Here is a 13,204-nt window from a genome sequence, read left to right as displayed (position 1 = left end):
CGCCGCGGCTGCCCGTCGATGCCGGCCGCCCGCGTCGCCCGTAGGCTGGCGGCATGACGGACTCTCGCACCGGCCCGGGGTGGCCGCGCGGTCGCATCGGCTGGATCGCCGGCACCGCCCTGCTGCTCGTGGTCGGCGTGCTGTTCGGCCTCATCATGAGCAATGTGTGGCTCGGCGTGGTGCTGGCCGGCGCGGTGTCGATCGGCTGGCTCATCGCCTACGAGTCGTCGCGCGGGCGCAACAGCGGCATCTACGACCGCGACGACGACGGCGCTCAGCTGTAGTCAGCGGTAGTACAGCGCCACCGGACGCCCGTCGATCTGCCGCACGTCCACCGGCGTCTCGTACACCTCGGCCAGCACCTCGGGCCGCATGATCTCGGCGACCGCGGCGTCGGCGACGACCCGGCCGTCGCGCATCGCCACAATGCGGTCGGCGTAGGCGGCGGCGAAGTTGATGTCGTGCAGCACGACCACCACGATCTTGCCGAGTTCGTCGGCCATGCGGCGCACGAGCTTCATGATCTCGCCCATGTGCCGCACATCGAGGTTGTTCAGCGGCTCGTCCAGCAGCACGTACTTGGTGTCCTGCGCCAGCACCATGGCGATGAACGCGCGCTGCCGCTGCCCGCCCGACAGCTCGTCGAGGAAGCGCCCGCGGAACGCGTCGAGGTCGAGATAGGCGAGGGCGCGGTCCACGTGCGCGCGGTCGTCGGCGCTCATCCGGCCCTTCGAATGCGGGTAGCGCCCGAACTCCACGAGGTCCTGCACCGTCAGCCGCGCGGCGATGTGGTTGTCCTGCCGCAGCACCGCGAGCACCTTCGCGAGGTCGGCCGAGGCGGCGGTGCGCACGTCGACGCCGTCGACAGTGACCGTGCCGCCGTCGGCGGGGATGAGACGGCCGATCAACCCGAAGAGCGTCGACTTGCCCGCACCGTTCGGGCCGATCAGGGCGGTCACCCCGGCATCCCCCAGGGTGAGCGTGACGTCGTCGAGCACCGCCTGTCCGCGGTAGCGCTTGGTCACACCGTCGAGCGCGATCATCGCGCCCCCTTTCGCAGCACGAGGAAGAGGAAGAACAGTCCGCCGGCGAACTCGATCACCATCGACAGACTCCCGCCGAACCCGAGCACCCGCTCAAGCAGCAGCTGTCCGCCGAGCAGGCACACCACGCCCAGCAGGGCGGCGGCCGGCAGGGTGAACCGGTGGCGGAAGGTGCCGGCGTAGCTGTAGGCCAGGTTGGCGACGATGAGGCCGAAGAAGAGGATCGGGCCGACGAGGGCGGTGGAGGCCGCGACCATCACCGAGACGATCGCGAACAGGGCCATGACGACCCGGCGGTGATCCACCCCGAGTCCCACCGCCGTCGGTTCGCCGAGGGTCAGCACGTCGAGGGTGCGCAGGAGCGGCACGACCCCCAGGCACCCGAGGGCGACGAGGATGCCGGTGAGCAGCAGCAGCGTCTCGTTCGGCCGGGTCAGCGAGGCGAACCCGGTGTCGGTGAGCACCTGGAAATCCAGCGGGTCCAGCATCCGCTGCATCCACTCGGTGAGACTGCGGAAGAACGTGCCCAGCACGATGCCGACCAGCAGCATGAGGTGGATCGACCGACGCTTGCCGCCGAACAGCCAGGTGAACAGGAACACGCTGAACGCCGTCATGACGGCCACCTGCACGAGCCACAGCACCACCGGGTCGGCGCGCAGGAAGGTCGTCGCGCCGAGGCCGAACACGATGACCGTCGAGATGAGCATGAAGAACGCGTCGAAGCCCATGATCGACGGCGTCAGGATGCGGTTCTGCGTGATGGTGTGGAACACCACCGTCGACACCCCGACCGCCACGGCGACGACGACCATGCCCGCGACGCTGACGCTGCGGATCTTCACCGCGTAGCCGAGCGAGCCGGGCACCGCCGTGAAGAGGTAGAGGGCGGCCAGCACGAGCACGGCGGCGGCGAGCACGGCGAGCCGCACGCCGGGTCGCGACCATGCGGATGCCAGGCGCGACGGCGGGCGCACACCGGCGACAGCGGCAGGGGCGGGGGCGGTGTCAGTGCGCACGGCTCCCCTTCCGCAGCAGCAGCCAGAGGAACAGCCCCGCACCGACGATGCCGACGACCACCGAGAGCGGGATCTCGTAGGGGAAGCGCACGGTGCGCGCGATGAGGTCGCACGCGAGCACGAAGGTCGCGCCGAGGCCGGCCACCCACGGGATCGAGCGGCGCACGTTGTCGCCGATGATGAGGCTGACGATGTTGGGAACGACGAGACCGAGGAACGGGATCATGCCGGCTGTCACGAGCACCGAGGCGGTGATGACGGCGACGACGACCATGCCGACGGCGACCACGCGCCGGTAGTTCAGCCCGAGGTTGGTCGCGAAGTCCTCGCCGAGCCCGATGACGCTGAACCGATCGGCGGCCACCCACGCCACCAGCACCATGACGGCGGCGACCCAGACGTACTCGTAGCGCCCCTGCATGACCGAGGCGAAGCTGCCCTGCGACCACTGCCCCAGGGACTGCAGCAGGTCGAGCCGATAGGCGAAGAACGCCGTGACCGCGCCGACGATGCCGCCCAGCATGATGCCGACCAGCGGAACCAGCACGAGCTGGCGCACCGGGACCGCCCGGATCACCCGCAGGAACACCCAGGTGCCGATGAGACCGAACACCGCGGCGACGGCCATCTTGCCCATGATCGCCATGCCCGGCCACAGCACGATGGTCACCAGCATGCCGAGGGTGGCGAACTCGCTCACCCCTGTCGTGCCCGGCTCGACAAACTTGTTGCGCACGAGCATCTGCAGGATGAGCCCGGCGATGCCCAGCGATGCCCCGACGAGCACGACGGCGACCGTGCGCGGCATCCTGCTCGCGACGAGGAGGAACGCCGCCGTGCCGTCGGCACCGCCCTCGAGCAGGGTGGCGACCGAGACGTCGGAGACCCCCACGAACAGGCTCACGATGCCGAGCACCACCAGGAGCACGCCGATGAGCACCCCCACCCACGTCCGCCGGGGGCGGGCAGGGGCGGGGGTGCTCGTCGTCGCGACGGCTGTCGCAGTCACCTCAGTGCCGGATCTCTCTGATCGAGCGCCTATTCGGCGATCTGCAGGACGTCCTCGATCATGATGCGGGTGGTGTCGATCCCGCCGAAGACGATGTACCAGGCGGTGGGGTCGAGGTAGACGATCTGGTCTTCCTGGTATGCGGTGGTCTGCTTGATGATGTCGTTGTCGAGTACGGCGGCCGCGGCCTGCGCATTCTCCTCGCCGGTGGCGGCGTCGCGATCGACGACCCAGAGGAAGTCGGGGTTGTGCTCGAGGAGGAACTCGAACGAGACCGGCTCGCCGTGGGTGGCCGCCTTGACGTCCTCGACGACGGGCTCGACGCCGAAGACGTCGTAGATCAGCCCGCCGCGGGCGTTGCGGCCGGTGGCGTTGCCCTCCGAGGGTGCCATCGCGCTGAGCCGGCCACCGGAGACCATGAGCCCCAGGCCCGTTCCGGCGCCGGCGGTGGCGGCCTGTGCCTCTTCGATCCCCGCCTCGAGCTCGGCGAGCGCCTCCGCTGCGGCGTCCTCGGCTCCGAGGACCTCACCGAGGAACGTCGTGTTGCGCTCGAGGGTCTCCTGGAAGGAGCCGGCGATGCTGAGGTCCACGGTCGGGGCGATCTCGCTGAGGTCGTCGTACAGGGCCGTCGAGCGGCCGCCGATGATGATGAGATCAGGCTGCTCCGCCTCGATGGCGACCAGGTCGGCTTCGAAGAGCGTGCCGGCGTTGAACGCGTCGGCCGCCAGGTGGTCCTGCAGGTAGTCGGGGACCGAGTCCAGCGGGGCGCCGGCGACCTCGCCGCCGAGGGCGCCGATGGTGTCGAGGCTCGCCATGTCGAACACGACGATCGTCTCGGGGTTCTTGGGCACCTCGACCGTGGTGGCTTCGAACTGCGGATCCTCATCCTCGCCGGCGGTGTTGCGGTCCCACGAGTACGTGACGGTGTCGGCCGGGTCGGCGGCGGCCGCGGCATCGGCATCGGCGTCGGCGGTGGCGCAGCCGGTGAGCGCGACGGCGGTCGCGAGGGCGAGGGATGCCGCGAGCAGCGGCCGGGACGAGGTGAGCGTCATGTCTTCTCCTGGGTGCTGCGCGGTCGCGCGGCATCGGGCGCGGCAGACGAGGCTCGCTGCGCCGTCGGTAGGGTGGGAGCGGGCCGCCCGCATCCGCCGCGGAGGCGGAGGACGGCCGCGAATGTAGGTTAGCCTAACCTGTGTGATCGCGTCGACCAGCCCGGCATCCTTCCGCCTCGAGCGCCAGCCGCTCGACCTTCGCTTCCGCATGGCGCGGCTGGCGGAGCGACAGTGGCTCACGCCCCACTACGTGCGCCTGCGGCTGGTGGGCGAGGACCTGATCGGCTTCTCATCGCTGGGCTCGGACGACCACATCCGCGTCTTCTTCCCCGCCGCCCCGCCCGCGTCGGTCGAGCAGCTGCGCTCGGCGCCGAGCCGCGAGTACACCCCGCTGGACTGGGACGCCGAGGCCGGCCGGCTCGACCTGGAGTTCGCGATCCACGGCGACGGCGTCGCGTCGCAGTGGGCGGCGACCGCAGAGCTCGGGGCCGTGGCCGGTGTCGGTGGCCCTCGTGGCTCGCTCGTGCTCAGCGGCAGGCCCGATTCCTGGCTGCTGGCCGGCGACGAGACCGCCGTACCGGCGATGCGCCGGTACGCAGCGCTGATGGATGCCGATGCTCAGGGCCGCATCATCGTCGAGGTGGCCGACGTGGCGCACGAGCTGTCGATCGCGGCGCCGTCGGGGGTGGCGGTGTCGTTCGTGCACCGCGGCGCCGATCGGGCCGGTGCAGCCCTCGCGCAGACGCTGGACGCGCTCACCGCCGCCGACCGCCCCGCCGGCGATGTGTTCGCGTTCGTGGCCGCCGAGCAGGCGATCGTCAAGCCGGCCCGCGCGCTGCTGCAGGAGCGGTGGGCGCTGCCCGCCGACGGGTTCGTCGCGAAGGGGTACTGGAAGCGCGGCGAGACCGAGTACCACGCCCCTCACTGACTCCGCACCGTCGGCGGCGGACGCCGCCGATCAGTACCAGTCGGTCGCCTGCGAGTGGGCCCACGCCGCGCAGGGCGTGCCGTACGCACGGGAGATGTAGTCCAGCCCCCAGCGGATCTGGGTGGTGGCGTTGGTCTGCCAGTCCGGTCCGGCCGCCGCCATCTTGTCGCCGGGAAGCGACTGCGGGATGCCGGTGGCTCCGCTCGACGGGTTGACCGCCTGGTAGTTCCAGTCGGACTCCTTCTGCCACAGGGAGTCGAGGCACTGGAACTGGTCGCCGCCCCAGCCGTACTGCGTCGCGGCCAGATGGGCGGCAGTCGACTTCGCCCCCTCGACGGTGTTGCCCGCCGCCAGTGCCGCGGCCGCTTCGGCCTCGGCCCGTGCTGCCGCGGCAGCGGCGTCGGCTTCGGCCTTCTTCTGCTGCGCCTCGCCGAACCGGCTGCGCAGGTGGGCGGTTTCGGCTGTCACGTCGTCGGCGTGGTCGTCGATGGCCTCGACCACCTCCGTACGCCGCAGCAGCTGCACACCCTCGGCGTCGTCGAGCTCCTGCAGGCTGGCACTCAGCAGGGCAGTGTCGACCTCGGCATCCCCGCCGACGTCGAGGCCCGACTGCGCCACCTCGTCGACGAGGGCGTCGGCGTCGGTCAACGCCGTCTGCGCGGCATCCACCGCCGCCTGGGCCTCGTCGGCCACCTCCTGCAGCGCGGGAGCGACGGAGGTGTCCGCCGCGATGGGAAGCTCCGCGGCCGCGGCGGCCGCGCCGGAGGTCAGCAGTCCGCCGAGGACGACCCCCGACGCGACGGCCAGGGTGGCCGTGAGGCGAGTGCGGTGACGGCGGCGGCGCTCGGCACGCAGGGTGCGGCGAAGGAGGGCAGGGTGAGGATCGGTCTGCATGCGTGAACGTGCTCGGGTCGGGTGCGCCGGCACGACGGCGCACGCCCTCGGGTCGGGCGTCCTCCCACTCTCGTCCCCGCATCTGGACGAACCCTCCGCCGCCGCTGAGGGATCCATGGGAGGGGAGATGCCCTCGGATCAGGCGTTTCGTCTTCCTCCGCCACCGTCCCCGCAGCCCCGCAGGCGGGAGCACGACGCAGCGCTTGCTCGCCGCGGCCCGCCGGCTGAATACTGTGGATCAGCTGAATCCTGGATCACCCGCATCCGGAGCCGATGCGAGAGGACCCCTCATGCTGACCCGGAATGCGACAGGGCTCCGCACGGCTACTACGCCGGCAAGGTGGCGCAGGAGTCCCTCATCACCGCCGGCGAGGTGCCGTGGACGATCCTGCGCACGACGCAGTTCCACGACTTCGCGGCGCAGCTGTTCGCCTCGGCGCGCGTCGGCCCCGTTCACCTGGCGCCGCGGATGCGCACCCAGCCGGTGTCCCTCGACGAGGTCGCGACGCGACTGGTCGACCTCGCCGAAGCGCCACCCGTGGGGCGGGCTCGCGATCTCGCGGGGCCCCGGGAGGAGTCGCTCGTCGAGATGATCCGCGCCTACGCGCGCGCGACCGGTCACCGCGGCTGGATCCCCGCCGTCCCGCTTCCCGGCCCGCTCGGCCGCGCGCAGCGCGACGGCATACTGCTGCCCGGCCCCGATGCCGACCACGGCACGGTCACCTTCGCGCAGTGGCTCGCGACCCGGTGAGGGGATGCCGGAAGCGCCGGCATCCGCTCGCTACATCTCTTCGTGCGTGTCGGGGTCGCCGTCCCACAGCCGGCCCCGCTCGAGCCCGCTGACGGCGGCGACCTCGTCGTCGGTGAGGGTGAAGCCGAACACGTCGGCGTTCTCACGCTGCCGCTCAGGGCTGGCCGACTTGGGGATCGGCGTCGACCCGAGCTGGGTGTGCCAGCGCAGCACGACCTGCGTGGGGGTCACCCCGTGCGCGGTGGCGATGTCGGTGATGACCGGCTCGGAGAGCAGCTCCGTGCGCCGGGCCAGCGGGCTCCAGCTCTCGGTGCGGATCTCGCGGGCCTCATGGAACGCGCGCAGCTCGGTCTGCGGGAAGTACGGGTGCATCTCCACCTGGTTCACGGCCGGGAGGATGCCGGTCTCGTCGACCAGGCGCATGAGCATCGTCTCGGTGAAGTTCGACACCCCGATGCTGCGGACCGCCCCCCGCTCACGCAGCTCGATCATCGCCCGCCAGGACTCGACGTACTCGTCGACCGACGGGTTGGGCCAGTGGATCAGGTACAGGTCGATGCGGTCCAGGCCCAGCCGCTCCAGCGAGCCCGCGGCACTGGCGAGGGTCTGCTCGTATCCGTGATCGCGTCCGGGCAGCTTGGTGGTGATGAGCAGCTCTTCGCGGATGCCGCTGCGGCGCACCGCCTCGCCCACCTCGGTCTCGTTCTGGTAGTTCACCGCCGAGTCCAGCAGCCGGTAGCCGGTGTCGATGGCCGCCAGCATCGCGTCGACGCCGTCGTCGCCGCGCAGGTTGTATGTGCCGAGTCCGAGCTCGGGGAAGTCCATGCCGTCGTTGAGCGTCACCGTGGGAATCGTGATCATGCGCCCACGCTACGCCGCGGGGGCGGTCACGGATCGGGGCTTGCGCCGGCAGCCCTCACGTCTCAGCCCAGCAGCGCCTCGATCGTGGTGATGACTCCGTGCTCGGCGTTGGACGGCGCCCGGTGGTTCGCGACGGCGACGACGTCGGGGTGGGCGTCGGCCATGGCATAGCTCCAGTCGGCGACCTGCAGCAGCTCGATGTCGTTGAGGTAGTCGCCGAACGCGGCCGTCTGCGCGCGGTCGACGCCGAGCGCCTGCTGCAGGTTCCGCAGCGCGACGCCCTTGTTCACCCCGGCGTTCATGATGTCGACCCAGTGGGGGCCCGACACGACCACCTGGTGCGTGGCGGCGACGTCGGTCAGCAGCGGCGCGGTGTGCGCCTCGCCGCCGTCGTGGTCGAAGACGGCGAGCTTGAGCACCTGGTCGTCGACGGCCCGCAGGTCATCGACGACGGTGAGTCGCGCGTAGTACTTCTCCACCTCGGCCCGGAATACCGGGTCGGAGCCCTCGATGTACGCCGATTCCTTGCCGCACACCACGATCCCGATGCGCAGGTCACCCGCGGCGACGTGCCCGCGCAGCCGCAGGATCACGTCCCGCACGAAGACGGGGTCGAGGGCGTCGGAGCTGACCTCCGTCCCCTCCCGCACGACGTACGCGCCGTTCTCGGCGATGTAGTCGAGATCGCGCCCCGCCGCGCCGAACGATCGCTGCAGCGTCGCCAGCTGCCGGCCGCTCGCCGGGGCGAAGGCGATGCCGCGCTCGCGCAGCCTGTCCAGCAGCGGCCAGAGCCCGTCGGGGATGCGTCCGGCGGGGTCGAGCAGCGTGCCATCCATGTCGACGGCGATGAGGCGGATGTCGGGAGCAGCCATCCCGCCATCCTCCCAGGCGCATCTGGGCGCCTCCCCCACCCGCCGCCGAGCGGGAGCCGGCCCCGTCGGGATATCCCGAAGAAAAGACTCCGGATGCCGGGGCGGCGCCGGGTCTTCCGCCACCCCTAGCGTGGAGCCATGACCTCAACCCCCGCCCCTGCCGCCGCGGCCCCGACCGCGGCGCGCCCGTCCGCGCTGCGCCTCCTCGGCGCACTCGCGCAGCTGGCGGCCATGGCCGTCGCCGGGACCTTCCTGTTCTCGACCCTCAGTGTGCTGCTGAGCCTCGGGGTGAGCCTGCTGCTCGTCATCGGCCTCGGCATCCCGTTCCTCCTCGCCTTCGTCTACCTGCTGTTCGCCACCGCCTGGCTCGAGTACGCCCGGGCCGACGGCCTCTATGGCTACGGCCTGCCGTCGCTGCGACTGCGGCGCCGTCAGCGGCCCGGATTCGGCGGGTGGCTGCACATGGTGTGGCAGCAGTTCACCGACGGCCCGCAGTGGCGCGGGGTCGCCAGCGCGGCCCTCGCCACTCTGCTCGGGTCGGCCGTGATCTTCCTCGCCTCGATGGTCGCCACCGGCGTGGGACTGCTGTTCTCGCCCTTCTTCGGCGGCGAGACGATCCCCTCCCCCTGGTTCGGCCTCATGCTCGACCCGGGCTGGGCGGCCGTCGCGGGCGGCATCGCCGTGCTGCTCAGCGCCGCACTGCTGTTCGGCATCGGCCTGCTCGACGGTGTGCTCACCCGCGCCATCCTGGTGCCCTCCCGTGAAGCCGTGCTGGCCCAGCAGGCCGCCACCTCCGACGTGCAGCGCGCCGGCGCCGTGCGTGCCAGCGAGGTGGAGCGCACCCGCATCGAGCGCGACCTCCACGACGGTGTGCAGCCCCGCCTGGTGTCGGTGGGGATGACGCTGGGCCTGGCGCGGCAGAAGATCGACACCGACCCCGAGGCTGCGCGCGAACTCATCACCGAGGCGCACACCTCCACGAAGGCCGCCATCACCGAGCTGCGGCAGCTGGCGCGCGGCATCCACGCGTCCGTCCTGGACGACCGCGGCCTCGACGCCGCACTGTCTGCCCTCGCCGCCCGGTCCCATGTTCCCGTCCACCTGGACGTGCGGGTCGACGGCCGGTGCACCCGCGAGGCCGAGGCCGCCGTCTACTTCGCCATCGCGGAGTCCCTCACCAACGCCGCCAAGCACTCCCACGCCGGCGAATGCCGGGTGATCGTGCGGCGCCGCGACGACGGGACCCTCTGGGCCCGCGTGGAGGACAACGGCACCGGTGGCGCCCGCGTGATCCCCGGGGGCGGACTCGACGGCATCACCAACCGCATCCTCGCCGCCCGCGGCACGGCTCGGCTCGACAGCCCTGCCGGCGGGCCGACCTCCCTGGAGGTGAGTGTCCCGTGCGCATCCTGATCTGCGAAGACTCCGCGCTGCTGCGGGAGGGCCTCGTGCGCCTGCTCGAAGACGCCGGACACACCGTCGTCGCCGCGCTCCCCGACGCCCACCACCTCGACGAGGTGGTGGCCGACACCGATCCCGACCTCTGCATCCTCGACGTGCGGCTGCCTCCCACGTTCACCGACGAGGGCATCCGCGCCGCACTCACGCTGCGGGCCGCGAACCCGGCCCTCCCGGTGCTGGTGCTCAGCCAGTACGTCGAGGAGCGCTACGCCTCCGAGCTGATCGCCGGCCGGGGCGGGGCCCTCGGGTACCTGCTGAAGGACCGGGTGGCCGACGTCGCCGACTTCATCGACACCGTCGCCCAGATCGGCGCCGGTGGCACGGTGTTCGACCCGGAGGTCGTCTCGCAGCTGCTCACTCGGCGCACCCGCGACGATCGGATGGCGCGGCTGACCGACCGGGAGCGCACCGTGCTCGCCCTGATCGCCGAGGGCAAGTCCAACCAGGCCATCGCCCGCACGCTGCACGTCAGCGAGGCGAGCGTCGAGAAGTACATCACCTCCCTCTTCCAGAAGCTGGGCCTCGAACAAGACGAGGACGGCAACCGGCGGGTGCTCGCAGCCCTCGCCCATCTCGATCACGGCGGCCAAGAGCCGCAGACAGGAGCCTCACGATGAGCACGTCACTCACTCCCCCGGTCAGCCCCCCGCCGCCGCTGCCCCCTTCGGGCCAGGCGCCGACCCCTCCCACCGCTCCGCCGCCGCCGTCATCGCGGTCGACGGGACGCGTGATCGCGATCATCGCGATCGTGCTCGGGGGCCTGCTGCTGCTGTCGACCGTGGTCTTCGGCGTCATCGGCTCGCTGGTCCGCGCCGGCGGCGTCGCGGACGAGCGGATCGTGGTGGATGCCGCCGGCGTCGAGAGCCTCGATGTCGAAGCGGCCGCCGGCGACGTGCGGGTGCGCTTCACCGACACCGACGAGGCCGTGCTCGACGTCACGGCCGAAGCCGACGCCGGCCGCTGGAGCCTGACGCGCGAGGGCGACGAGCTGGTGGTCCGCTCCCCGCAGCGCTGGTTCTTCGGCTGGTGGTTCTACGACGGGCCGACCCGGGTCGTGCTCGAACTTCCGCAGTCGCTGCAGGGCGAGGCGCTGAACGCGACGCTGTCGCTGTCGGCCGGCTCGCTCGATGTGGAGGGCGACTTCGGCGTGCTCGACCTCGACGTCAGTGCGGGCGAGCTCACCCTGGGCGGCGCCGCCGCGCAGGTCGCCGCCACCGTGAGCGCCGGCCGCGCCGATCTCGACCTCGCCGACGTCGTCACCGCCGACCTGGATGTCAGCGCGGGCGGGCTGAAGGCGGTCTTCACCGGTGACGCCCCCGACGACGTCACGATCGATGTCAGCGCCGGCTCGCTCGATCTGAGCGTGCCGAGCGGGGCGTACCGCGTCGACACCGACGTATCGGCGGGCGGTGTCGACAACCGCCTGGAGACGTCGTCGTCGGCATCCCGTGTGATCACCGTCAGCGTCTCCGCCGGAGACGTCACGCTGCGCTCGGGTCGCTGACCCCGGCGCACGGGTCGGGGCCGGTCGGAGGAATCCGACCGGCCCTTCGCCGTGCGTGCGGCGCGTAGTCACGGCTCCTCCCGTGGACGCTCTCCGTCTCGGCGGGCTACCGTTGACGGCGTGACTGCCCCGATCGACGCCACGACCACGTCCGCCTGGAACGACCTCGTCGCCCTCCGCGACGGATTCACCCCCGACCTGCGCGGCTGGTTCGCCGACGACCCGCGGCGGGCCGAGCGGCTGAGCCTGCCGCTGGCCGACCTGCACGTCGACCTGTCGAAGAACCTCGTCACCGACGAGATCCTCGCCACGCTCGTGCGGCTGGCCGAGCAGACCGGCGTCGCCGAGCGGTACGCCGCCATGCTGGCCGGCGAGCACATCAACACCACCGAGGACCGCGCGGTGCTCCACACCGCCCTGCGTCGCCCCGCCGGCGCGTCCCCCGCACTCGTCGTCGACGGGCAGCAGGTCGACCACGACGTGCAGGAGGTGCTCACGGCCATGTCGGCGTTCGCCGATCGCGTGCGCTCGGGCGAGTGGGTCGGCGTCACCGGCAAGAAGGTCGAGACGGTCGTCAACATCGGCATCGGCGGGTCCGACCTCGGCCCCGTCATGGTCTCCCAGGCGCTGGCGCCCTATGCCGACGCCGGCATCTCCGCCCGGTTCGTGTCGAACATCGACCCCACCGACATCGCACAGAACACCGCCGACCTCGACCCCGAGACGACGCTGTTCATCGTGGCATCCAAGACGTTCACCACGCTCGAGACCCTCACCAACGCCCGGCTCGCGCGCGACTGGCTGTGGACTGCGCTGGAGAAGGCGGGCGCGATCGACGGCACCGACGAGGCCCGCACGGATGCCGTCGCGCACCACTTCGTGGCCGTCTCGACCGCGCTGGACAAGGTCGCCGCGTTCGGCATCGACCCCGCCAACGCGTTCGGCTTCTGGGACTGGGTCGGCGGCCGCTACTCGGTGGACTCCGCGATCGGGCTGTCGCTGGCGATCGAGCTCGGCCCCGATGCCTTCCGCGAGTTCCTCGCCGGGTTCCACGCGGTCGACGAGCACGTGCGCACGACGCCGCTCGAGCGCAACGTCCCGGTGCTGATGGGGCTGCTGAACGTCTGGTACACGAACTTCCTCGACGCCCAGTCGCACGCGGTGCTCCCCTACGCGCAGCAGCTGAACCGGTTCGCGGCGTACCTCCAGCAGCTGACGATGGAATCCAACGGCAAGTCGGTGCGCTGGGACGGCACGCCGGTCACGACGGGCACCGGAGAGATCTTCTGGGGCGAGCCGGGGACGAACGGACAGCACGCGTTCTACCAGCTGATCCACCAGGGCACCCGGTTGATCCCGGCGGACTTCATCGCGTTCGCCAACCCGGCATATCCGCTCGCGGACGACGGGCGCGACGTGCACGGGCTGTTCCTGGCGAACTTCCTCGCGCAGACCAAGGCGCTGGCCTTCGGCAAGACCGCCGCGGAGGTCGAGGCCGAGGGCACCACCGGCCCGCTCGTGGCGGCGCGCACGTTCCCCGGCAACCGCCCGACGACGTCGATCTTCGCGCCCGCCCTCACCCCCGCGGTGCTCGGCCAGCTGATCGCGCTCTACGAGCACATCACCTTCACCCAGGGCGTGATCTGGGGCATCAACTCGTTCGACCAGTGGGGTGTGGAGCTGGGCAAGCAGCTCGCCCTGCAGATCGCGCCGGCGCTGGAAGGCGACCAGGACGCGCTCGAGGCGCAGGATGCCTCGACGCGCGGGCTCCTGGAGTACTACCGGGCGCACCGCCGCAGCTGACCTGCGG

The 13,204-nt window shown here is 71.5% G+C and carries 14 protein-coding genes; 7 read left to right on the top strand and 7 right to left on the bottom strand.

The window, feature by feature from the left end; genetic code table 11:
* The first annotated feature begins 53 nt into the window (after positions 1-53).
* Positions 54-284, top strand: a complete 231-nt coding sequence (locus NQ165_RS05585; RefSeq protein WP_257526164.1) for a hypothetical protein — start codon at positions 54-56, stop codon at positions 282-284.
* Here NQ165_RS05585 and NQ165_RS05580 read toward each other — a convergent pair whose 3' ends face one another.
* Genes NQ165_RS05580 through NQ165_RS05565 form a run of 4 tightly spaced genes read right to left on the bottom strand, consistent with a single transcriptional unit; the run spans position 285 to position 4,123 of the window.
* The gene (locus tag NQ165_RS05580) at positions 285-1,043 is read right to left on the bottom strand and encodes an ABC transporter ATP-binding protein (RefSeq protein WP_257526165.1); all 759 of its coding nucleotides are present in this window, start codon (positions 1,041-1,043) and stop codon (positions 285-287) included.
* Entirely contained in the window at positions 1,040-2,062 is a 1,023-nt protein-coding gene (locus NQ165_RS05575) for an iron chelate uptake ABC transporter family permease subunit (protein WP_257526166.1), read from the bottom strand. The genes NQ165_RS05580 and NQ165_RS05575 overlap by 4 nt, the downstream gene beginning before the upstream one ends.
* Positions 2,052-3,071, bottom strand: coding sequence for an ABC transporter permease (locus tag NQ165_RS05570; RefSeq protein ID WP_257526167.1), 1,020 nt, complete (start codon positions 3,069-3,071; stop codon positions 2,052-2,054). Before NQ165_RS05570 ends, NQ165_RS05575 begins: the two co-directional genes overlap by 11 nt.
* Positions 3,072-3,100: 29 nt before the next feature.
* Complete coding sequence (locus NQ165_RS05565; RefSeq protein ID WP_257526168.1) at positions 3,101-4,123, bottom strand: siderophore ABC transporter substrate-binding protein; 1,023 nt, start codon at positions 4,121-4,123, stop codon at positions 3,101-3,103.
* A gap of 142 nt (positions 4,124-4,265) precedes the next feature.
* Here NQ165_RS05565 and NQ165_RS05560 point away from each other — a divergent pair, with 142 nt between their 5' ends.
* Positions 4,266-5,051, top strand: a complete 786-nt coding sequence (locus NQ165_RS05560) for a siderophore-interacting protein (RefSeq protein WP_257531998.1) — start codon at positions 4,266-4,268, stop codon at positions 5,049-5,051.
* A 30-nt stretch (positions 5,052-5,081) separates the two neighbouring features.
* On the opposite strand, the gene NQ165_RS05555 is transcribed toward NQ165_RS05560, so the two are convergent.
* Positions 5,082-5,945, bottom strand: coding sequence for a phospholipase (locus tag NQ165_RS05555; RefSeq protein WP_257526170.1), 864 nt, complete (start codon positions 5,943-5,945; stop codon positions 5,082-5,084).
* A 340-nt stretch (positions 5,946-6,285) separates the two neighbouring features.
* Between NQ165_RS05555 and NQ165_RS05550 the strand changes: the two genes are divergently transcribed.
* Entirely contained in the window at positions 6,286-6,696 is a 411-nt protein-coding gene (locus NQ165_RS05550; protein WP_257526171.1) for an SDR family oxidoreductase, read from the top strand.
* A 30-nt stretch (positions 6,697-6,726) separates the two neighbouring features.
* Here NQ165_RS05550 and NQ165_RS05545 read toward each other — a convergent pair whose 3' ends face one another.
* Positions 6,727-7,557, bottom strand: coding sequence for an aldo/keto reductase (locus NQ165_RS05545; protein WP_257526172.1), 831 nt, complete (start codon positions 7,555-7,557; stop codon positions 6,727-6,729).
* Positions 7,558-7,619: 62 nt separating this feature from the next.
* Positions 7,620-8,429, bottom strand: a complete 810-nt coding sequence (locus tag NQ165_RS05540; RefSeq protein ID WP_257526173.1) for a Cof-type HAD-IIB family hydrolase — start codon at positions 8,427-8,429, stop codon at positions 7,620-7,622.
* A gap of 138 nt (positions 8,430-8,567) precedes the next feature.
* Here NQ165_RS05540 and NQ165_RS05535 point away from each other — a divergent pair, with 138 nt between their 5' ends.
* From NQ165_RS05535 to pgi, 4 genes are all read left to right on the top strand, one after another.
* Complete coding sequence (locus NQ165_RS05535; protein WP_257531996.1) at positions 8,568-9,842, top strand: histidine kinase; 1,275 nt, start codon at positions 8,568-8,570, stop codon at positions 9,840-9,842.
* Positions 9,830-10,507, top strand: a complete 678-nt coding sequence (locus NQ165_RS05530; protein ID WP_257526175.1) for a response regulator transcription factor — start codon at positions 9,830-9,832, stop codon at positions 10,505-10,507. The genes NQ165_RS05535 and NQ165_RS05530 overlap by 13 nt, the downstream gene beginning before the upstream one ends.
* Positions 10,504-11,394 carry a DUF4097 domain-containing protein gene (locus NQ165_RS05525; RefSeq protein ID WP_257531994.1) on the top strand — a complete coding sequence of 297 codons (891 nt, stop codon included), beginning with the start codon at positions 10,504-10,506 and terminating at the stop codon, positions 11,392-11,394. The genes NQ165_RS05530 and NQ165_RS05525 overlap by 4 nt, the downstream gene beginning before the upstream one ends.
* A gap of 120 nt (positions 11,395-11,514) precedes the next feature.
* On the top strand, positions 11,515-13,197 hold the full coding sequence (gene pgi, locus NQ165_RS05520) for a glucose-6-phosphate isomerase (protein ID WP_257526177.1): 1,683 nt from the start codon (positions 11,515-11,517) through the stop codon (positions 13,195-13,197).
* Positions 13,198-13,204: the final 7 nt, after the last annotated feature.

The organism is Microbacterium sp. zg.Y1084, from assembly GCF_024623595.1.
Classification (GTDB): domain Bacteria; phylum Actinomycetota; class Actinomycetes; order Actinomycetales; family Microbacteriaceae; genus Microbacterium; species Microbacterium wangruii.
Note: the sequence above shows the minus strand (reverse complement) of the source record. Positions and strands in the feature narration are given on the sequence as shown.